The sequence below is a fragment of the Arthrospiribacter ruber genome (assembly GCF_019343195.1).
Taxonomy (GTDB): Bacteria; Bacteroidota; Bacteroidia; order Cytophagales; family Cyclobacteriaceae; genus Arthrospiribacter; species Arthrospiribacter ruber.
Genome location: NZ_RPHB01000002.1, coordinates 124,918 through 148,009 on the forward strand (window position 1 = coordinate 124,918; position 23,092 = coordinate 148,009).

At 37.8% G+C, this 23,092-nt stretch carries 16 protein-coding genes; 10 read left to right on the forward strand and 6 right to left on the reverse strand.

Annotated elements, in window-relative coordinates; genetic code table 11:
* From EGN73_RS03555 to EGN73_RS03575, 5 genes are read left to right on the forward strand one after another with little or no spacing between them, the layout of a single operon-like run.
* Entirely contained in the window at positions 1-1,647 is a 1,647-nt protein-coding gene (locus tag EGN73_RS03555) for an HsdM family class I SAM-dependent methyltransferase (protein WP_219287106.1), read from the forward strand.
* Entirely contained in the window at positions 1,634-3,652 is a 2,019-nt protein-coding gene (locus EGN73_RS03560; RefSeq protein WP_219287107.1) for a restriction endonuclease subunit S, read from the forward strand. The genes EGN73_RS03555 and EGN73_RS03560 overlap by 14 nt, the downstream gene beginning before the upstream one ends.
* Positions 3,609-6,407 (forward strand): N-6 DNA methylase, encoded by a 2,799-nt coding sequence (locus EGN73_RS03565; protein ID WP_219287108.1) that lies wholly within the window; start codon positions 3,609-3,611, stop codon positions 6,405-6,407. The genes EGN73_RS03560 and EGN73_RS03565 overlap by 44 nt, the downstream gene beginning before the upstream one ends.
* Complete coding sequence (locus tag EGN73_RS03570) at positions 6,400-7,275, forward strand: response regulator (RefSeq protein ID WP_219287109.1); 876 nt, start codon at positions 6,400-6,402, stop codon at positions 7,273-7,275. Before EGN73_RS03565 ends, EGN73_RS03570 begins: the two co-directional genes overlap by 8 nt.
* Before the next feature lie 5 nt (positions 7,276-7,280).
* Complete coding sequence (locus EGN73_RS03575; RefSeq protein WP_219287110.1) at positions 7,281-9,341, forward strand: DUF262 and DUF1524 domain-containing protein; 2,061 nt, start codon at positions 7,281-7,283, stop codon at positions 9,339-9,341.
* Between the two features lie 8 nt (positions 9,342-9,349).
* Here the strand turns inward: EGN73_RS03575 and EGN73_RS03580 are convergent, their stop codons facing one another.
* The gene (locus EGN73_RS03580) at positions 9,350-9,739 is read right to left on the reverse strand and encodes a hypothetical protein (RefSeq protein ID WP_219287111.1); all 390 of its coding nucleotides are present in this window, start codon (positions 9,737-9,739) and stop codon (positions 9,350-9,352) included.
* 63 nt (positions 9,740-9,802) lie between these two features.
* Entirely contained in the window at positions 9,803-10,090 is a 288-nt protein-coding gene (locus tag EGN73_RS03585) for a transposase domain-containing protein (RefSeq protein ID WP_246611460.1), read from the reverse strand.
* A 1,375-nt stretch (positions 10,091-11,465) separates the two neighbouring features.
* Here EGN73_RS03585 and EGN73_RS03590 point away from each other — a divergent pair.
* The 5 genes from EGN73_RS03590 to EGN73_RS03610 all read left to right on the forward strand — a co-directional run bounded on the left by EGN73_RS03590 (position 11,466) and on the right by EGN73_RS03610 (position 16,881).
* Positions 11,466-12,305 (forward strand): class I SAM-dependent methyltransferase, encoded by an 840-nt coding sequence (locus EGN73_RS03590; protein ID WP_219287112.1) that lies wholly within the window; start codon positions 11,466-11,468, stop codon positions 12,303-12,305.
* Positions 12,295-12,501 (forward strand): hypothetical protein, encoded by a 207-nt coding sequence (locus EGN73_RS03595; RefSeq protein ID WP_219287113.1) that lies wholly within the window; start codon positions 12,295-12,297, stop codon positions 12,499-12,501. Before EGN73_RS03590 ends, EGN73_RS03595 begins: the two co-directional genes overlap by 11 nt.
* A 568-nt stretch (positions 12,502-13,069) precedes the next feature.
* Complete coding sequence (locus EGN73_RS03600; protein ID WP_219287114.1) at positions 13,070-13,702, forward strand: P-loop NTPase family protein; 633 nt, start codon at positions 13,070-13,072, stop codon at positions 13,700-13,702.
* Between the two features lie 283 nt (positions 13,703-13,985).
* Positions 13,986-15,296, forward strand: coding sequence for a hypothetical protein (locus EGN73_RS03605; RefSeq protein ID WP_219287115.1), 1,311 nt, complete (start codon positions 13,986-13,988; stop codon positions 15,294-15,296).
* Between the two features lie 43 nt (positions 15,297-15,339).
* Positions 15,340-16,881, forward strand: coding sequence for a Fic family protein (locus tag EGN73_RS03610; RefSeq protein WP_219287116.1), 1,542 nt, complete (start codon positions 15,340-15,342; stop codon positions 16,879-16,881).
* 341 nt (positions 16,882-17,222) lie between these two features.
* Here the strand turns inward: EGN73_RS03610 and EGN73_RS03615 are convergent, their stop codons facing one another.
* From EGN73_RS03615 to EGN73_RS03630, 4 genes are all read right to left on the reverse strand, one after another.
* Positions 17,223-17,546 (reverse strand): globin family protein, encoded by a 324-nt coding sequence (locus EGN73_RS03615; protein WP_219287117.1) that lies wholly within the window; start codon positions 17,544-17,546, stop codon positions 17,223-17,225.
* Complete coding sequence (locus EGN73_RS03620) at positions 17,521-18,507, reverse strand: type IV toxin-antitoxin system AbiEi family antitoxin (protein ID WP_219287118.1); 987 nt, start codon at positions 18,505-18,507, stop codon at positions 17,521-17,523. The genes EGN73_RS03615 and EGN73_RS03620 overlap by 26 nt, the downstream gene beginning before the upstream one ends.
* Before the next feature lie 593 nt (positions 18,508-19,100).
* Positions 19,101-21,452: a TonB-dependent receptor gene (locus tag EGN73_RS03625; RefSeq protein ID WP_219287119.1), complete on the reverse strand. Its 2,352-nt coding sequence runs from the start codon at positions 21,450-21,452 to the stop codon at positions 19,101-19,103.
* A gap of 44 nt (positions 21,453-21,496) precedes the next feature.
* On the reverse strand, positions 21,497-22,738 hold the full coding sequence (locus tag EGN73_RS03630; protein ID WP_219287120.1) for a hypothetical protein: 1,242 nt from the start codon (positions 22,736-22,738) through the stop codon (positions 21,497-21,499).
* Positions 22,739-23,092 lie beyond the last annotated feature (354 nt).

A 23,092-nucleotide genomic window follows, 5' to 3' on the forward strand; every position in this document is an offset into this window, starting at 1 on the left:
ATGACACACGATATTACCTATACCACGAAAACCAAACAACTGATTGATAGCCTGAAAAGCGTATGTGCCAATTACGGTTTGGGCAACGATGGTAATGAATTTAAAATTATCACACAAGTATTTCTATATAAGTTCTTAAACGATAAATTCCGGTTCGAAGTAAAAAGACTGCGACCCGAAATAGCGGATAACAAAGAGTTCTACCAGAACCTGAAAAATCTATACGATACCCAAAGTGATAAGTATGAGCTATTGATGGACTTATTGGATGAAAATGTGCCGCGCCTGAAACCTCATCAACTGATTTCGCATTTGTACAACACACAGAATTCCGATGATTTTGCCCAAACTTTTGACGACACCTTACGGGATATTGGTGTCGAGAATGCAGATGTGTTTTCTATCAAATCGTTTTCGGGTGCGAAAGATAGATTATTCGATGAACTAAGTAATTATATCACAGATTCATCGCAACGGGACGACTTTTGTAAGGCTCTGGTCAACAAACTGTTTGAGTTTAGTTTCGAAGAGAGCTTTGAAGACTACTTTACGGAGAAATACGATTTCTTTAAAGATATTTTCGAGTATCTTATCAAGGACTACAACTCTGATTCGGGAGGGAAATATGCCGAGTATTATACACCCAATGCTGTAGCCCGTATCATTGCCAATATCTTGGTAGAAGGTGATGTTAAGAAGGCGCGCTGTTATGACCCTAGTGTGGGATCAGGTTCCCTATTGATGTCTTTGGCACACAATATCGGCGAAGATCGATGCACCATTTATTCAGAGGATATTTCGCAGAAATCGAGCACGATGCTGCGATTAAATTTGATTTTAAACAATTTGACACACAGCATTCCGAATGTGATCAAGACCAATACCATTGCGCAGCCGTACTATCTGGAAAAGCAAAAGTTTGATTACATTGTGTCCAATCCCCCCTTTAAGCTGGATTTCTCAGATTTTAGAGAGCATCTAGATACCGATCGTTTCAAAGAACGCTTTTTTGCAGGTATCCCGAAGGTACCCAAAGCGAAAAAAGAGTCGATGGCGATTTACTTGCTCTTTATACAGCATATTATGTATAGCCTTAGCGAAAACGGCAAGGCCGCTATTGTTGTACCGACAGGATTTATTACCGCACAAAGCGGTATTGAGAAAAAAATACGTGAAAGACTCATTGACAAGGGATGGTTGCGAGGGATAGTTAGTATGCCAAGCAATATTTTTGCCAGTACGGGTACAAATGTATCGGTGATTTTTATAGATAAGCAAGCAGGTAGAGAACAGATCGTGTTGATGGATGCCAGTAAATTGGGTGAAACGGTCAAGGAAGGCAAAAATCAGCGTACGGTACTCACACGGGAAGAAGAAGCAAGGATTGTCAACACCTTTCATAATAAGGAAGTAGTAGAAGACCTGAGTGTGATTGTCAATGCTGATGAGGTAAAAGAGAAAAACTATAGCTTCTCTGCAGGTCAATATTTTGAGGTGAAGATAGAGTATGTGGATATCACGCCAGAAGAATTTTCTGATAAAATGAATGGATTTGAAACTCGATTAGCTGAACTTTTTAAAGAAGGAAATAAGTTGGATGTGGAAATTCAGAAACAGTTGAAAGGATTGGAGTATGAAAGAAACTAAATTATCTTTATTTATCGAAGAAATCTCAATGGGACCATTTGGCTCTGATATAAAAGTTGATAACTTTATTGATTTTGGAGTACCGGTCTTAAATGGCTCAAATTTAAATAGTCATAAATTAGTTGAGGTAGGGTTTAACTATGTTTCTGAAGAAAAAGCAAATAAATTAGGTAAAGCAAATGCTAAAAGAGGTGATGTTGTAATAACTCATCGAGGAACTTTAGGTCAAGTAGCCTATATACCAGAAGATTCAAAATTTGACAGATATGTTATTTCTCAAAGTCAATTTAGAGTTAGATTTAAATCGTCTGTAAATCCCATCTATTTCTCGTACTTAATGAGAACTAAGTATGGACAAGAAAAATTGCTATCATTTAAAAATCACGTTGGTGTACCTGCTTTAGCTCAAGCTACAACTAATTTTAAAAATTTAGAGTTACATATTCACAATATAGCAACTCAACAAAAAATAGTTGAGGTACTCTCTGCTTTAGACGATAAGATTGAACTAAATAATAAAATCAATGAGGAGCTGGAGCAAATGGCAAAAACGCTGTATAATTATTGGTTTGTGCAGTTTGATTTTCCGAATGAGACCGGTAAACCTTATAAATCTTCCGGTGGTAAGATGGTGTATAATCAAGTGTTGAAAAGAGAGATTCCGGAGGGATGGGAAGTTCAGGTGTTTAGTGATTGGATCAAGGAGACCAAGGCTGGAGATTGGGGAAAAGACATGGAAGAAGGAAACTATACCGAAAGAGTCTATTGTGTTAGAGGAGCGGATATCAATGGACTTAATGGAAAAGGAGAAGTAAAAGCGCCACAACGGTTTATTTTGAAAAATAATTTGTCAAAAGCGCTAAAATCAAATGATTTCATTATAGAGATATCAGGTGGTAGTCCAACCCAATCTACAGGGAGAATTGCTTTATTGACTAATAAGACCTTTGAGAGATTTGATACGGGTGTTATTTGTTCGAACTTTTGTAAAGCGATATCTTTAAAACACGAAAATTATATATTCAATTTTCAGAAAGAATGGCAACGCCTATATGATGCAGGTGTTTTCTTTGGATATGAAGGCAAAACAAGCGGGATTAAAAATTTCTTATTCGATTCGTTTGTAAATTCCTATAAAGTTGTTTTACCTCCAAAGGAAATTGTTGAGCAATATTACAACATTGCCCAATGTTTGGAGGAAAAGAAACAAATCAATCTCCAACAAAACCAAGAACTTGTTCAACTCCGGGATTGGCTATTGCCTATGTTGATGAATGGACAAGTAAAAGTTAGTGACAATTACGATATAGAAAGTGATCCTATTTTAATTGCTGCAGAACCGGACGTATGCTATGGTGACACAGAACATTTAGATATCCCCTCCAACAGAAAAGGATTTGCACGGCAAGTTTTAGCTGGAAAAGTTGTGTCAGTATTTAAGGATGATCCCAACTTTTCCAATATCAAATTTCAAAAAGTCCAGTTCCTGGCTGAACATATCATCGAGGCAGACTTGAACCAAAATTATTACTACCAGGCTGCAGGTCCGTATGATAACGCTTTTATGAAATCTATATATGGCCATTTCAAAATGCAGAAATGGTTTGACTCGCAAAATCTACGCTTCATTTCTTTAACAAAAGAGGAAAAAATAGAAGGATATTATCAAGGTTATTTTGCCCCTGCACAGGAGCGATTGGAAAGATTATTTAATCTGCTTTATCAAACCACTGAAGCGGAAGTAGAGATAATTGCAACTATCTATGCCGTATGGAACAACAGAATTATTCAGGGAACGTCGATATCAGATAATGAATTGATTGAGGACTTTTATAAATGGAGCGATCGGAAAAAGCAATATACCAGGGATCAAATATTGTTTGGATTAAAGTGGTTAAGAGATAATAATTTGGAGCCAAAAGGGTTTGGAAAGTTAATAAAGAAAGCGAAAAATAAAAATAATGACTTTACACGAAGCGATACAAAAAGTATTAAACGAAAATAATCGTCCTATGCGGGCGAAAGAAATTGCTTCAGCAATAAATAGCAATGGATATTATTTGCGAAGTGATAGAGAGCCCCTAAAGGTTAATCAAATATACGCTCGTGTAAAAAACTACCCATCTCTTTTCCAGAATGTAAATGGACATATTGTCCTAGTGCATGATTACTATTGGAAAAATATATTGACAAGCTATGATTACCTAACTCATGTCCTGAGGGGTATATTTATTCAAGCTGACATACAGTTTATTATAGCTGTCTTGTTTTATTACAAAAGGCTCTTAGATATTAATCATCGTTCAGGCCGTAATTATCCATTGGACTTTGATAAGCACCTATTAAATTCTTTGGCCGGTCTTATCGATGGTGGTCGGTCACTAATTCAAGGGCTTAAATCTTTGGAAGATTATTTCATTGCGCCGGAAGGAGTATTCGAAGAATGTTCTCGATTGCTTTCAAAACTTGATAAATCGAAAATTCAAGAAATATGGCATTTCGTCAAACAAATAGATACAAAACATTTAAGTGATGATGAATTCGGTAACATATATGAATATCTAATCACCATAGTATCGTTAGATGGTAATAGATCATCTCTCAATCATACGCCTTATAGTTTGCGAGAATTAATGGTGGAGTTGTTGGATGTAAAAAATGGGGCATCCCTATATGATCCTGTAGCTGGAATAGGCAGCTTACTTATTGAAGCCTCACTTAAAGCATATGATGGTTTTTATGCTTATGGATCAGAAATTAACAGACGTATAGCTCAACTGGGCAATATGAATCTTGCAATGCACGGTTTAAATGTGCGCATTGAGGCTGAAGATTGTTTCGGTCAAATAAATAACCAAAAAGAATTCGATTATATCATAGCTGACTTACCTGCAAATGGCATTACAAATTCTTTGGAGTACTTTGAGCTTTATAGCCAATATAACCTTCCTGCTCCTAAATCGGGAAAAAGTTTCGGAGCAATGGTGTTGTTTGCATTGTCTAAATTGAAAGCAACTGGTAAAGCAGTGTTAACAGTATCAGATGGATTTCTAGTAAAAAAAGGGATAGAACAAAGAATTAGAGAGTTATTAATACAAAGCGATGTTATAGAAACTGTAATTAGTCTTCCTTATGGTACGTTGCGCCCCTATACTGATGCTAAGTCTTCAATACTTATTCTTAATAAAAACAAGACTAGACAATTACGTAATCGCGTCCACTTTATAACAGCTAATATTAGCGATCAAACCGCAAAATCTGTGATTTTGGACAATGACGAGATTATTCGTTTATATGTTGCAAAAGACACGTTTGATAAGAATGCACAATTAGTACACTTTGAAGATCTAAGACCAGATGCAAATTTATTGGCGGAATCTTATGATGCGCAATTCTTGCTTGCCAATACAATGCTAAAGGAAGGGAAAGCAAGGTTTTTGGCTGATTTGGTGCACATAAAAGCAGGTATCAATCCTGAGAAATCTTTTATTCATAAGGACGGAGATATCCCTCTAATTAAAGTAGAGAAGTTATCAAAAGATATCCTAGATAGTAATCTAAACATTCAAAATATTGAAGGTATTAGTGATCAGCTTAAATATGAGCGAAATATAGTATCTGAGGAATGTATATTAGTAGCTCGTATTGGTGATAACTTAAAGGCAACAATTTTTAAGCCTACAAATGAAACTCCAAGAATTTTACCTCATAACAACGTATATGTGCTTATTCCAAATAATAGAATGGAATTAAGTATTGAGTATTTATATTATCAACTTCACTCCACTTTCATTCAAGATCAAATCGAAAGGCGCAAGTTAGGCGCGGTAATGCCTTATATCAGCATAGCGGGCCTTAAGGAAACTGTTATACCATATATGACTTTAGATTCGCAGAATGAGTTTGTGCAATCACAAAAAGCTAATCTAATATCAGAGGAAAGAAAACGAGTTGAAGATCGTATTAAAGCATTAGGGTATAAAGAGGAAACCAAACAGGCTGAGGCGGATGTTATTAAAATACTAACACATCAGTTAAGACCAACCTTTTCAGGATTAAATGGCATTAGCCAACGTATAGAACGAATTGTAAAAAGGGAAGATATTGGCCAATTAAAAGAATACGACAAAATTGAATTAGATGTTGATCCGGAAATTGAGCAACAAATAGCTGTTCCTGATAATTATACATTAAATCAATTAATAGACAAACTTTCTAAAGAAACACAACATTTAAGCGATATCCTTACCAATGTTGATAAAGTGATGAATTTTAAATTGTTGCCGGAAGACCTCAAGGAAGCTAATATGTTAGATTTCCTACAAGAATATAAAGAGCAAAAGGCTGTTGAACAAAACGCTAAGTATAGTATTGAAGTTAAAGGCGATACAGTTACAGTTCTTATCCACAAGCCTTCTTTCAAAGAATTGTTAGATCAATTGCTTATTAATGCAGAAAGGCATGCATTTAGTAACAATAGCAAAGCCAACAAGATTATTTTTAACGTCCGGCATTCAAGCAGGAGAAACGTCGTTGCTATAGAATACTCTAACAACGGAAATGCTTATGAATTAACCCAAAAAGATTTTATAACGGCGTTTGAGAAAGGAAACAAAAGTAAGGGTTCAGGCATCGGAGGAAATTATATAAGTAGAGTTGTTGAAGCACACAAAGGAAAACTTATTATAGAGGAAAAAAATAAAAAGGGTTTCTCTTTAACCATTGAATTACCAACACCAGATAGCAAAATATATGAATAGTATTATTATAGTAGACGACAATCAAGATTTTATTGAAGATTTTAAAAACCAAGCATTTGCCGAAGGGATAACCGTTGCTCCTGCTAATAGTCTGGAAGGGCTGCAAAAACTATTACCCAAATACGTACATAGATACGCAGCTGTTGTTTTGGATATCAAATGTCTTCTAAAAGATGATCAAGCTAAAGAAGATCCTTCTTTTATAACAGCTGCACTTAAATATCTAGACTCCACTGTCCCTAGATTTCCAAGATTTATTTTGACAGGTGACGAATCAGAATTTGCTACACTTAAAAGATATTATACTGACGAAAGAATGTTTATTAAGAAGCCGGATGATCAACAGAAGCTATTAGATGAGCTTTTATACTGCGTTCAAAATGCCGAGCCATTGCGAATAAAGCGAGAGAATACTGAAGTTTTTGATGCGTTTGAAAGATCTTTGCTACCTGCCAACAAAGAAATCACTGTTATAAATATTATTAAACGTAATGTCGAAAGCGATCCAGCTAATTTCCGTGGCATTATTGGTGATATAAGAGAAACCCATGAGGAGATTTACAAGGCTCTTAATAATAGAAACAAAAACGTTGTGCCTGATAGATATATAAATGGAAATGGATCACCAACATTTACCGGCGATTTTTATAAGTATCTTCTTGGAAACCCTGATCACAGAAATGGCTTTTTACCGACTTCAACAGTATATCAGGACAGTACAATTTCGTCACATACCAAATTTATTCATGGCGCCTGTAGCGAATATCTTCATGGGACATCAAGAACTGGCTATCCTATATCATCCTACACCATAAAAAGTCTGATTAATAGTTTATTGGAGATGATTATTTGGTCAAAACAGTATTAGCAATTATGAAAGCAACCTCTACAAACCTTTTAACCGTCCTTAAAGGACCAAAACAATTTGTAATCCCGATTTATCAGCGAACGTATAGCTGGCAATTATCACAATGTAAACAATTACTGTATGATATTTTACGAGCAGGAAATAATAAATCTGTTTCAGGTCATTTTGTGGGATCCGTTGTTTATTTTCAGGAGAGCATTTATAATACCACGGATGTGCCACAATTGCTTATTATCGATGGACAACAGCGAGTAACCACCGTTAGTTTAATTGTTTTAGCATTATCGGAGTTCCTAAAGAATAATGAAATAGAGATAGAAACCAATGCTTCAAAGCTAAAAAACTATTACCTTTTGAATGCGGACGAAGATAATGAGTTAAGATATAAGCTTTTGCTAACCAGAAAGGATAAAGAGACTTATTTAAGTCTTCTGAATGATCTTCCATTGCCGGAGAAATATTCTCAACGGGTTTTTGAAAACTATCAATTTTTTAGGGAAAACATTAACAGAGAAAACGTCAATGCATTATATAACGGTATAATGAAGTTGTTTGCTGTAGATGTTACGCTCGAAAAGGGTAAAGATAATCCGCAGCTTATCTTCGAGAGTATGAATTCCACCGGTTTAGATTTGTCTCAAGCGGATCTTATTCGTAATTATATCTTAATGGGACAAGAGATCCAGACCCAAACGAGGTTGTATGAAAAGTATTGGTACCCGATGGAACAAAACTATGGAAACGATTATGTAGCATTTTTCGATCGATTTATGCGGGACTACCTTTCTACGAAGACGGGTGTTATACCAAATATTAATCTTGTTTACAATGCATTCAAATCCTATGCGAATGGATTGTTGATAGAAGATATTGTAGCGGATATCACAGAGTACGCCTCTTATTATGCCAACATGGTATTGCTGAAAGAAAAGGATCCAGACTTATTGAAAGCATTTAAAAACTTGAAAGAACTACGTGTAGATGTGTCTTATCCATTCTTACTGGCTGTGTATAATGATTACAGCAAGCAAGTGATCGATAAAAGAGGCTTTTTAGCTGTCTTGCAATTAGTGGAAAATTATGTTTTTCGAAGAGCGATTTGTGGAATTGCTACCAACAGTCTGAACAAAACTTTTCTCACACTATATAAATCCGTCAATAAATTGGATTATTTGGGTAGCCTTTCTGCTACGATGCAACTCTTTAACGGTTACAAGAGGTTTCCGAACGACAGTGAATTTATCCGTGAAATTAAAGTGAAAGATCTATATAATTTCCGATCAAAAACTTACTTCCTCAGCAGAGTGGAAAATTACCGGCGAAAAGAATGGGTGCCTATCAGTGAGTACACTATAGAACATATACTTCCGCAGAATGAAAATCTCAAACTCGAATGGCAGCAGATGCTGGGTGAAAACTGGAAAGAAATACAAAATACTTGGTTGCATACATTGGGCAACCTGACATTGACAGGCTACAATTCGGAACTGAGTGATCGTCCGTTTCAAAAAAAGAAAACGATTGAAGGTGGATTTAATCAATCGCCACTTAACTTGAATAATTACCTAAGAACGGTGGAAGAATGGAATGAAATTCATATTCAGGAAAGAGCTGGTCAATTAGCTGAAATCGCAACTAACGTTTGGAAATATCCTAACCTGTCAGAAGAGGTGTTAACAAGATATGTTGAACAAGAAAGGCGAGTTGCAAATGAATATACTATAAGTGATTATGAATATCTGTCTGGCGAAATGCTAATCGTCTTTCACGAGTTGAGGAAGCGGATTCTGGAATTGGATGGTTCTGTCAAAGAAGAGTTCAAAAAGCTTTATATCGCTTATAAAACATCTACAAATTTTGTTGACATTGTTCCGCAAAAATCTCGTCTTAGATTATCTTTAAATATGCCTTTTAGTGAGTTGATAGATCCTGAAAATATATGTAAGGATGTTACGGATCTTGGACGGTGGGGTAACGGAGATGTAGAATTAGGGGTAGCCTCAATTGAAGAAGTATCTAAAGTTATGGGATTCATCCAGCAGGCTTTAGATTATCAGGAACAATAATATCTATCTCAAACATCCGGAAGACCTTGATGTCTCCGGATGTTTTGAAATGATTCGGCCAACCATCCCATTAAAGTTTTCATTTGGATAAAATCGATGAATACTTGGTCTGAATTTATATCTCCGCCATAACGGAAAATTGTGCCATAAGGATCAAACGTGTCGAAAGTCAAGATAATATTTGTAAACCAATCGGGACAGTCCTGATCGTATTTTTCTTTGAAACTTTTCTTAAATTTTTCGAAGAGTGTTTTTAGATTATGAGTTTGCTTAGCCGAGCCAAACACAGACTTTAAATATAACTCTGTTGCATGTCGGTAATTGTATACAGCTGGACAAAACAGATCCCATGGCGCTTCATTCTTAAGTGCAATATCTATTAATTGATCACCGGCCAATTTGTAGGAGTTTGCAAGATGAAAGTATCCATCCGACCAACCCCATCTTTTATGGGATTGATTTTATTTGGGACGGTATTCTTCCCAGTTTGAAGGCAGAAGTTGATAAAGGTCTTTTTGCTTATGTGACTGAATTCTTTCGAACACATACTTTAGCCAATCGAACTCGTTGATTTTATTCTTTTTGTAGCTTGCCATGAAGGAGTACATGGCAGGGGTCATTTTGCCTGCCTGATGGGATCCGGCAAAAAGGTAGGCCTTTCGTCCAATTGCCAGGCGGCGAACTGAATTTTCCACAAGGTTGTTATCGATTTCCATCTGTCCGTGCAGGGCATAGGCACAATTCCACAATAATTGAACATATTGCACAGAATGCCTCCGCTAAAGCCATGCACAACTTGTTCCGACCCATCGGGATTGCCAAGTTGCGCCAGCCAACACACAAACCAAAACTTGGCAAAGAGTATGTTTTTCCCAACGCTAACTGAAAAGCAGAACGAAAAGGAACAACGAAGGTACAATCGAGGTACTGTCTTAAATTCCAAGTAATTTCTAAAGGCTTTTATTAAATTTACAATAGCGATAAGAGGGATTCAGGCGATTCGTTGGAGGAAAGTTCATCTACTGTAGGACTGATTTTCTCCGGTTTTAAGCTTACAGGGTCTGGCTTTGGATTTCCTGGATCATTTAAGGCATTTACTTTTTCTGGATTAGGTAAATCCCCTATTGAGAACCAAAGGATCCGGAATATCTCCCCTCCTATTTTTGGGGGTCAAAATCGGCCAGAATATTCAATGAAATAAAAATCCCATTAACAACCTTGATTTTTGGTAGATATAATTTACTTTTAGTAGTTAATGATCAGTCCCTGTAAAATCGTGAGGATTATTTTGGAATAAGAAAGTAGAATACTCCACCTAAAATTAAAAGTTGCAGTAGTTTGAATTACCCTTTAAGAACTCCTTCCGGGGAGTTCTTTTTATTGAAAGGGACTGGTAAAATTACCTTGTATGGGGTATTTTATTGGAGTGGAGTAATGGTAGGAGATTGGTCTTATACTTTTTGCCTTGATGCAAAAAGTAACAAAAAGATCAAGAATTCCGAATTCCCGAAAAAAATCGGGACAGGCTCTATCCACGCTCAAGGCCTTCGCCGGCCCGGTCGGAATTCGTTCCCGCCCTCCAAAGTTTCAATTTACAGTTAAAAGTAAAGTTGAGGGTTTGGTTCTTAAGGTTAAACTTGCAAAGATCCGGATACTTTTTGATTGTATTTCTAATAAGAAATTCTCAATTCTTCCACTTTTATTCTATAATGCCAAATATTTTAACAATTTTAAGTCAGTTTATGGTAAAATTACCCTGTACAGGGTATTTTATGGGTGAGGGGAAATGGGTAAGTTTGGGGATGGGAGATTTCTATTGTAATAACGGAAAGCATAATGTTACCTGCAATTAAAACCACAATCTCGTATAGCATTATTCAAAAATTTCTATCTTTACATTCTGTTTTACTAAAATAACATATTATCTGTGTCCTTCTCAAAAGGATAAACTCAACAAAACGAGTATTTAACGCATAGAAATCATCCGATTTTTTAATGCACAGATAATCATATCCAGTTATTTCATCAAATTTTAAACAATAGCGATTGATTGTAAATCGATTGCTTTATCACGGTACAAACTGCTCTGCATTTCAGATCGTGATGATAATTCAGTGATTAAAAATGAATAGTAAACAGTTAATAAGCAGAAACATCGAAGTGTTTTACAATAAAGTGTCAGAAGAAACCAGACTTGATAAAGGAATGGGAGTATTTGAATTTGAAAGAATTAAAACGCTCATAGAAAAATATATTCCTTCTTCATCTTCAACAATAATTGATATTGGTGGTGGAACGGGAAAATATTCTAAATGGCTTGCCGAAAAAGGGCATCAGGTTCATTTGGTAGAACCAGTTGCCAAACATATTAAATTGGCTCAAAACAGGACTAATAAATTGAAAAATAAGTTTTCTGTTCACTTTGGTGAATCACGAAAATTGGAATTCCCTAATAATTTTGCAGACCTTATAATTTTACACGGACCTCTTTACCATCTTCAAAAAAAGGAAGACAGAGATTTAACCATTTGCGAAGCAAAAAGAGTCCTAAAAAATAACGGAATTATTTTGGGTTTTGCAATTAACTATACTGCATCAACTTTAGTAGGTCTTCTAAATGGTCTAATTCACAAAAGACCATTTTTTGAAATGTGCAGGGAGGAATTAACAACGGGAATTCATAATCCACCAGATGATTTTCCTTGGCTTTTGGCTGAGGCATATTACCATAAACCTGAACAGTTAAAAAACGAGTTTTTAAATCAAGAGTTAACCCATCTTAATACTTACGCTGTTGAAGGTATGGCTTGGTTGGACAAAGATTACTTTACCAATATGATGGATGACAAAAAACAGAAAACATTATTAGAACTTATACAAGTTACAGAAAACGACAGTTATCTATTACCTTTTAGTCCACATATGATGATAGCAGTTAAAAAACAAATGAGTTATGGAAAATAAAGATAGATATCACAACGCTTTAATAGAGAATGATGGTCAATTAAATGAAATTGACCTTGGAGAAAAATTTGGTCTGGACGAAAATGAAACAAGAAAAATAATTGTTCAACTTCTTTCCGAGCATAGGATTGAATTCGAAGAAAACAAAGCTTGCAACTATAGGGTATTGAAAAAACCGAAAAAAAACGGCAGGTAATCGAGGCACTTTCTTAAATTCCAAGTAATTTTTAAAGGTTTTTATTGAGATTAAAATAGTGAAAAGAGGGCTTCAGGCGATTCGTTGCAGGGAAGTTCATCTACTGTAAGACTGGTATTCTTAGGTGCTAAGCTTACAAGATCTGACATTGGCTTTCCTGGATCATTCCGAGCTTTTAATTTTCTGGATTTGATAAATCCCCTCCCCCATTGAGAACCAAAAGATCCGGAATATCTCCCCTTCTATTTTTGGGGGTCAATCCCGATGCTCGGGACAGGTTATCAGCCGGAATATCCATTAGAAATGAAAAAACCGTTAATAACCTTGATTTTTGGTAGATATAATTTATTTTTAGTAGTTTATAATTAGTCCCTGTAAAATCGTGCGGATTATTTTGGAATAAGAAAGTAGAGTACCCCTCCTAAAATTGATAGTAGCAGAAGTTTGAATTACCCTTAAAGAACTCCTTCCAGGAGTTCTTTTTATTAAAAGGATTGGTAAAATTACCTTGTATGGGGTATTATTTGGGCGAGGGGGAATGGGTAGGTTTGGGGAAATGTGAGTTTAGATGATATTATTAAAACATGCCGAAATGGAATGCTATCCGCTATTGTGGAAAGTAATTGTTGGCGGTAATTTTAAGAGGACACAGCAAACAATGAAACTACATATATTTGGGGCATCAGGAAGTGGAGTAACAACGTTAGGAAAGTTATTAGCTGACAAATTAGGCATAGAATATTTTGACAGTGATGACTATTTTTGGATAAAGACAGAGCCACCTTTCACTCAAAGACGAGACCCAAACGAAAGAAACCAACTTATTTCCAAGGACTTGAGTGAAACTGAAAATTGGATATTAGGCGGCTCAATTATTCAGTGGGGAGATAATTTATTTCCTGATTTTGACTTGATAGTATTCTTGTATCTACCACAAGAGATTAGAATTGAACGGCTTAAAAAACGGGAATTGGAGAGGTACGGAGACGTTATCTATACTGATGAAAATAGAGTAAAGCAGTTTAATGAATTTATTGCTTGGGCAAAAGATTACGACAATACTACAGGACTTGCTAACAGAACCTTAAAAGCTCACAAGGATTGGTTAGAACGGAGAAAAAATCCTGTTTTGCAAATTGTGGGAAACCAGACCTTGGACGAACTAATAAATATGAAGATAGTAACACCTGACGACAGATGAAAACTACCGCCAATCGAGGTACTGTCTTAAATTCCAGGTAATTTTTAAAGGTTTTTATTGAATATGCAGTTGTGAAAAGAGGGCTTCAGGCGATTCGCTGCACGGAAGTTAATTTACTTTGGAACTGGTTTTCTCCGGACCTAAGCTTAGAAGGTCTGGCTTTGGGTTTTCAGGATCATTTCAGGCATTTGCTTTTTCTGGATTTGATAAATCCCCTCCCCCATTGAGAACCAAAGGATCCGGAATATCTCCCCTCCTATTTTAGAAAGATTAAGGTTATAGAATGTTTAACAAATCCATACATATCATTCCCGAATCAATTCTTGGTACCTCTAAATTTAAAAAATTCAAGGGGTCAGGTGTATTGGCAAAAGACAAGATATCTGAAAATATTTCCTTTGAGCTTTTATGTTTTCCTACTGGGGTATTAATTTGGTTTAATACATCGAAATTCAAATCTGGCGATTTTGAATGGGCTGAATTTTCTGGTGAATTGGAAAATGGACAGTCATGTAAAGGACAAATTGCACATGATTTTCAATCAATTAACAATGATGTTGTAGCATTATGCCATACCTTAACAATCGGTGAAATAGGATCCATACAAAAAGTATCAACAAAGTTAATAGGAGTATATATTCCCTTTTCCCTTGATTGCGAACATGAAGGAATTAAGATAATTATTCAAACCACTAAACATTCTAAATCAACAGCAAGAAGGACTCAAATCTTAACAGGAGCTATTTTAGAAGGAAATGAAGTAGTATTAGAGGGTGATAATATAGCTATTGATACTGCAAATGATCTGTTAAGAAAGCTGTGCATTTTGATTAGACCTTTGATCTGCGGCCAAGCTTTCTATAGAGCCTTAACAATAAATGATACCCAACTGGTGTATTTAAATAAATATACTTCTGGAGAATTTTTTGGAGGAGATTATAAAATGTTAGAAAGAAAAAGCGACTATTTAAAGTATTTTAATCAGGGACTATTAAAACTGGATCAACTAAATACATTTGATTTTGAAAGCATCAATGATATTGGACATACATTAGCGATCGCATCATCCACTAAACTTATAGAGTTGAAATTAACAACTTTAATTATTTCTCTAGAAAGACTTGGAAGTGAAAGGCTAAGAGAAAAGACAAATAAAGAAAATACTTGGGAGGTTTTGTGTGACAACCTAAAGTCACTTAAACTTGAGTTGAAAGGAATATCAAAAGAACATTTTGAAAATAATTCTACTGCTTTTAATGAATCTCAAAAATCCAATATTCTGGATAGTATCTCAAAAATAACAGCATGGGATGAGATTTTTAAAAGAAAAATCAACAACCATTTTTTACGAAATAATTGGGATGTTTCCCTTGACTTGAAAGAATTAAAAACCATCAGAGATGAACTGATGCATAGTGGAAAGTTACCTGAAACTATTTCATCAGGACAAGCCTATGATTTATCCAAAAAGCTTGAGTTATATTTATTTATCCATGTTTTGGATATTTTAGATGTTGAAGCTCTAATACATACCAACTGGAAAGGTTGGTTAAAATTTGATCATAAATCAAAATACAAACGAGGAAATCAATAATTTGTATTTTTTTTAACAGAAACTCCTTAGCAAATAAAATCAAATGCCAAAAGAAACCATCTTCATATCAAGTGTTCAAAAAGAGTTTGCAGCTCTCAGGCAAGCTGTAGCATCCTATGTTCGTGAGGATGATTTGTTGAGGCTGTTTTTTGATGTCTTTTTGTTTGAGGAGGTAGCAGCTACAGGTGATAGCCCTGGAAAAGTTTACCTCTCTGAAGTTAAAAAGGCTGATATTTACTTGGGAATATTGGGGGCTGAGTATGGATTTGAAGATGCAGAGGGTATTTCCCCTACTGAACGAGAATTCAATGCTGCACAGGAAAACTTTAAACCTTGTTGGGTTTTTATCCAAGGTACGCAAGCCTCGAATCGTCATCCCAAGCAGCTTAAGTTTATCGATAAAGTTGGGAACAAGGTTTCCAGAAAACGCTTTGAGGCATTGGATGATCTCAAAAAGGAAATCTACCGTTCAGCCATCCTTTACCTTAAGCAAATCGGAAAAATAGACACAGATGAATTTGACGGCAATACGCTTAGCAAGGCCAGCCTAGGTGATATTTCGAAAGAGGGACTGATGACCTTTGTGAGGGAAGCAAGGGCCAAGCGTAACTTTCCTCTCAAAGAAACAGACTCAAAAGAAAAAATCCTATCACACTTAAACTTGTTGAAGCAAGGTCTGCTGACCAACAGTGCCATACTGGCTTTTGGTAAAAATCCCCAGATGTACTTTCCATCAGCCACAGTCAAGTGTGCACATTTCCATGGCACTAATGTCACTAAGCCAATTCCAGATTATAAGGAATTCGGAGGTACGGTATTTCAAATGGCAGATGATGCTATTGACTTCGTACTTTCCAAAATCAGCCTGTCCACTGGTGACAGAAGTAAGTCCAATCTGGTAGACACTACGTATGAAGTTCCACGAGCAGTAATTGCTGAAGGCATCATCAATGCCATAGCGCATCGAGATTATTACAGCAAAGGCAGCATTCAGGTTTCAATTTTCAAAGACCGAATAGAGATCTCCAATCCAGGCTCCTTACCAAAGGAGTTGGACATTTCCCAGCTAAAAGATCCACACAGTTCTTATCCTTTTAATCCATCCTTGGCCAATTGCATGTTTCTCACAGGTGCCATTGAACGCTTTGGTACAGGGATTCCTGAAATGTATGCCTTGTCAGCCGAAAGAGGACTTAAGGCTCCAGATTTCGAAGATAAAAAAACATTTTTGGTTACGATTTGGCGCCCTTCTGCAAGCACCGCACATGATACCGGACAAGTTACCGGGCAAGTCACCGGGCAAGTCACCGGGCAAGTCACCGGGCAGGTCACTCATTTAAATAATTTATCAGAACCAGAAAGAGTAGTCTTGGTTCTGGAAGGAGAAAAAAGCCGGGATCAATTAATGGAGGCTCTCCAGTTGAAACACAGAGACAATTTCATGGACAATTATTTAAAACCTGCCATGACTAAGGGCTGGGTAGAATGGACAATTCCGCAAAAACCGACAAGTTCAAAACAAAAGTACCGACTAAGCCAGCAAGGACTTCAGTTTAAAAAAACGATTCAGCATGAAAACAAGTAAAACCAACGAAGCTGCCCTTGAAGCTGTCATAGAAAAAGCCTTGACAGGTTCTTAATCGGATCAGATAAATGATGACTTCAATGTAGTCAGTGAACCTTCCGGTATCTACATGGGGTGGCAATGTTTTTTTATAGGAAATGCGGATGATTTCAACCCCAAAGGGACGCATGGTGGAGAAGAAGATAAAGACCCCTTGGATGAAATCATCAAATAGAACTACACCAATTTCGGTAAATAGAAACACACCATATTTGGCAACAAGAATAGTTAAAGCTTTTCTTTGATTCCATTTAAGAATGATTGTAGAAGAGAAAGAGTGTAATCTAATGATTGATCCAATTTTACTGCCCAGTCTTTCGCAATCGCCGATTTGAAATTATTACTGATGTTTTGCTCAAGTACTGGAAAAATCCGTTCTTGTAACCTAACAGATCCTTTATCAATCCCTGGTAATCTGCATAAGAGCTGAGCATAATAGCAAAATCAATATCTATGGTACCTCTTGATGGTCTGATATTGTCCTTTAGCAGCTCCAAAGAGATTGCAGTAGCTCCGAGTAGGTAATAGGGTATACCTTTTGACTTGAAGGTATCATCCAGCACGTCAAATACTTCTTTGAAGTATGGAATTCCCAATTCCTTATAACTCTGTGAGGTAGGTTTCATGGATTAATTTTGCTGTATCAAGGCTTCTTTTATCCCCATTGATGATCAGATCTGCATAGACCAAAAGCGGTGGAGCACATCCCTCTTTTTCATTTCCAGTTTCCCAGAAGGTTTCGTACACCTCGATTTCACCATTTGGATCAGGCATTAGTCTGGTACCTTTTATAAATTCATTTTTTCTCAAATCTGTGAATAAGATAAACTTTTCAGGTCTTAGGTAATTGGTCAACAAATCCGCTCCAGGTTCCCCTCCCCATCTGGTTTTTTCAGTTGGTAGATGGATTTCCCTCCAGTCCCTGTCTTTAGGCAATCTATATTTCCCTTGAAATAAGGTAGGTTTGAGATTGGTTCTATATCCATTGATCCACTGACCTATTGCCTCTTCCTTATTGGTCCATTGATAACCAAACTTGTTTTTATTCACAAACAATCCTGCTGCCTTGAGACCTTTGAGTACCAAGGGTATATTTCCCAGAGCAACACCGGCCTGTTCGGCCAGCTCCCGTTGATTGGTATTCAAATTGTTATCATCCACCAATAATTGAAAAAACACCCGCAAGCCTGTTTTGGTATAAGCTCGGTTGATCTCCTCACGCTGTTCTTTGATGGGAGGAAACTTATCAATCAAGATCAATTTCCCGTTTTTACGGATAAAGGCGTTGCCATTCGCTTCAAGATAATTGATTCCCATCTCCTGAAGTAGTTGACGGTATTTGGGGTAGATTCTGTAGGCCACCAAGAGAAAATTTTGATACCTCCTGTTTAAATCCTGTATAGTTCGCAGGATATTCTCCCTAACTTCCTGTTTTACTTCCGCATCGAAGTGGATTTCTCCCTCAGGGAACCGTAAAGTAATAAAGGCATCCAGTTCTCTTTGTGCATGCGGCTCCCATTTTCCTTCACTTTGTAGCAAAGGAATTACGTTTTGGAAGGCAAGTTCAATTATTTCTCCGGTCTTCATGTTCACAAATATAGCATGTTCACGTTACGTGAACAAATAAAATAAATGAACAAAACAATCAAACCTAGATTCCTAAAGTCTTGAGTCTTGAAAAAGTCCCCACTTCATTTTGTCTTTCTACATCACGATTGGTACGGGAATAACTTATTTTCCGGAATTAACCCCTAAGCAAGTTTCACTATTCAAAAAACTCAAAGCATAGATTATTGGTAAATACTTGAATTATAAAATCGGAGCTTTCCCATCTCACACCTCGCCAGACATCAACCATCTTAGTTTCTTGGGCCTCAAATTAAGAATCAGGAAAATTTAAATAGGGCGTGCTGAAAAACGCCAACAGGAGAATAAATGCTTTAAATTTTGATGAATACCCCGTTTGTCAAGTATTTTCTTTTTAAGCAGGTGCACGCTTATTCAATGATATAGCTTGATTTCCGTGCTCCTTAAAATTTCAAAATTCGAAATTTTAAGGCTAGTCTCAGGCATACCATCTTCTTCATTGGGCTCACTCGAAGTATAAGCATACATCTTCATTCGCCCGCTTTGAATCTGGCATACCTGAGACTTTTTCAGCAAGCCCTAAATACTCCCGATCAAAACTCTACCCTGTAACTCAGGACTGGAATCAAGGGAACCAGATAGACCGTGTTGATACTACCATCCATCGGCTCGAAATACCTACCGAACACATTCTTCCTATTGGTGGCATTTTGCACATCCAAGGCCACCGTCCGTGTGGACTTTGGCCGGTTCCTTTTCAGACTTACACGTACATCGGTCCTGAAATAGGCAGGATTCTGCTTAGTAAAAGCCAAGGATTCTACCAATACTGTTCCGCCCTGTACAATGGATGCCTCCAAATCAATTGGGGTATTCCATAAACCTCCACCATAAATGGTCCTTAGGTTGATTCCAAAGGAACGGTTCTTTTTCCAATGATACTCTTTGCCTGCTGTAAAGGCCAGATTGTACCTACCATTGAAGCGGGTGTTTCGCCATAGGTTCTCTTCTGTCTTGTACTGTGATCTGTAAAAAGAGGTGGATAAAAGAAAGTAAAAGTCCCGATAGGTAAAATGCTCCAAGGTAAATTCCGCCCCGTAGTTTTTGCCAAAACCTGTGTTGACCAAATGGTCAGTCATCAGTGACCATTCCTGGTTGAGTATAGAGGTAGTCTGATTGACACCTGGTATGACAGGGATGTCATACAAATGCTGATAGTAAGTTTCAATTTTCATCCTTAAGTATGGATTGAGCGAGCGGTCATAGCCCAACACCAAATGGTGAGACCTGCTAAGTTTCAAGTCTTTGTTTGGAAAAGTAATGACTCCATCTACTTCCACTTGGGCAAAATAGGTCCCCAAAGGTTGCACCTGACTGTGTTGGCCATAGCCCAGGTTGATCCTTTGTTTTTCATCCAATGCATATGAAGCCGAAAATCTCGGTTCTACCGCTGTAGAATTATTCAGGATCAGCTGCAGGTAGTGTACGCCAAAATTCAAAGTGAGACGTTGGCTTGCCCGGACATTGAGCTGGGAAAAGGCCTGCACGCTTTGTGTACTCCCTTTGGCATCAATGTGGGTCTGCATCTGTCCAGCATTCCCCCCATAACCCTGCTCAAGGACATTGTAATATAACTGGTTGAGAAAAACCCCGCTCCTGAGGCTGGACTTAGGGGAAATCTTGGTATTGAGCACTGAGCTGAAGGTGATTTTGGACTGCCCAAATTCCGAATAAAACCGCTCTTCATTCATGTAATCCCGGTTTAGTAGGCCGTATTTATCCCCCATACTGCTCCCTGAGGCCAAAACAGTAGTTTGAAGAAAATTCGATTTATTCAGAATATAAGCATGCTTAATACCAAGCGCCCCAGTGTTGGAAAAGAAGTTTGAATTCATCCTATCAAATTCTGTCTGCCAGCTCAGGGAGTCCAGAAGGGCATTCCTGTTCTGATCACTCAATCCCCCAAATCCAAAAACCGTAACCGTACTTTTCTTCCCTGTTGGTAGAAAAAAATTAAAGGACAGGTCCTGAAAATTGGTTACGAAATCCCCTAAAGGCACACCCAAACCCGCCAGCATGGACAAAGTGGAATAACGGTAGTTGATCAGGTAGGAACCTCTGTAATTTTTCGAGAAAGGTCCCTCTACTGCTATGTCAGTTCCCAACAAACTTGCCTGCACGGTAAATTCCCGCTTTTCATTATTTCCCTTTCGTAAATTAAGATCAAATACACCAGAAAGAGCATTGCCATATTCAGCTGGGAAAGCCCCGGTAATAAAGTCAGAATTATCTAACAGTTGAGCACTGAGTATAGCCACCCCACCTCCGGCAGCCCCTGCAGCTGCAAAATGGTTTGGATTAGGGATATCGATGCCTTCCATTCTCCACAGCAGGGCGTTGGGGTTATTTCCCCTGATGGAAATATTGTTGTTGCCGTCATCAGCACCCACCACACCTGCAAAGGAAGTGGCCATCCTTCCGGGGTCATTGATGGCTGCGGCATATTTTCGGGTTTCCTCCACCGAAAAGGTCCTTCCACTGACCGTAACCATATCGTTAATGGTTCTTTCTTTTTCGGTAGCAGAAACCACTACTTCGTTCATTTGATTGATTTCCTCCTCCAGTACAATGGTCAGTACAGTTTCCTTTCCTGAATTGACCTGAATCTGGGCGAGAATAACATCTTTATATCCTATAAAGCCGATACGCAAGGTATGGGTACCGACGGGAACCTGTGTGATCCTGAAATCCCCGGAACCATCCGTGACTGCGCCAATGAGTGGATCGGAACCCAAAACCATGACGGTAGCCCCTGGAATAGGGGATTTGGTGATGTGATCGGTTACTTTTCCCCTAACAGTCTGGGTCAAAGTCTGGGCCGAAGCTTGGAAAGTAACCAACAAGGCCATTAGGATCAATATGTTAATCGATAGTTTCCCATTCATAATTAAAGCTTAATAATGGATAAATCGTGCTGGAAGGGCGGTGGTCAGAAAAAGCGGACTCCGGTCCTAAATCCCCACCAAAGCTGGCTGGCCAGATCCTCTACATGGGTTCTTTCCCGGTGAATTTGAGGCGCAAAAAAAGTAAACAGCTCAGGGTGTCCGTTATAGGCTGTATCGTATACCCTATAGTTTAAAGTGGGCCCGACAAACAAGCCCATTTTATTGGAGGCCTGGAAGTCAACGCCAATAAATAGCCTGTTAACCAAGTTCAATGCTTCCACATTGCCACGGTTCAATTGCTCTGAACTGGCTTCGATATTCAGGTATAACCTGTTGCCCAACCTAGGTGAAGTTCCTATACCATAACCAAATGCCCAGGTGACATCCTCGCTGATCTCTGGCCGCAGGCCCGCAAAAAGAATGTTGTAAAATTCCCTCTTCCCTGTTCTCAAGGCTATGTTCAAAGGCAGCACCTCATTGTAGCTCAGTTCTACTGTATGGTAGCCGCTTCGGACAAAGCTGATCAGTCCCACAGGCACACCGCTCATGCTGTCTGCATAATTGAATACCCCAAGCTGAAAGCCATGTACTTTGGAAGCATAGTTGATTGGAGAAATTTGGGTTCCTTTAATCCTTTTTGCAGCAAAGTTGACCAATCCTGAAATTTGGGTACCCTCCATTTCACCTGCGGTAAAGTTGAGCGTACCGGCAAGCTGCACGCCTTTGACACTTTTCGGGGAAAAGTTCATCACTCCTGCCAGTTGTACCCCGTCCACAGATCCCATGGTGAAATTTGCAGTACCGGCCAATTGCACGCCTTTGACATGACTGAGGTTGGAGTTAAAAACTCCGGCCAGCTGAACTCCGTCAACATTACCTCCTACTTGATTGAACAGTCCTGCCAATTGGACTCCTGTCATCGCACCCCGGTTGATATTGAAAAGGCCTCCCATTTCAAAAGCCCTGGTTCCAGCAGAGTATCCACCTAGAATATTAATGGATATATCATTGATGGCCTGGCCAGATTGCAGGCCATTGGTCCCCATAAAAGGCACAAAGGATACCTGAATCGGGACATTGATGGTGTCCGCTACCTCTGGATGAAAGGCTTCCAACCAAGTCCTTGTTGTACTTTTAGAAGAATGGGTATTGGACGTCGAATCGCCTTCATGCTGAATTGTTGAATATGTTAGGATCAACAAATGTGAAGCAGTGCTTGCTTCGGATACCAAAGGAAAGAAGATCAGCCATGCTGATAGAATAAGAAATTTATTAAATGTGATCATGATATTGGTTTCGTTTCAATATCATGACAAGCAAGTGGACGGACACCCCTATGCGGGGATTAAAAATTTATCAAAAAATTTATGTTGACCTTAATCTTAAAATAGATTCCGGTGGATAATATTTGAAATATCATATAAAAATGAAACTCACCAATAACTTTCAAAATATACAGTCTGAGCCTTATTATTTCAATTCTCTCCTGACTAAACATGATTTTCAAAATCGCCTTCCCGACATCATTGGCAATATATTCAATTTATGCAAAGGGAAGTTTCATCAGCTGCCAGTTTGCCACTGACTTTGCATCTCATTTAAGTTTGCTATTGCCTTTAGCACTTTATGGTTACAAAAAA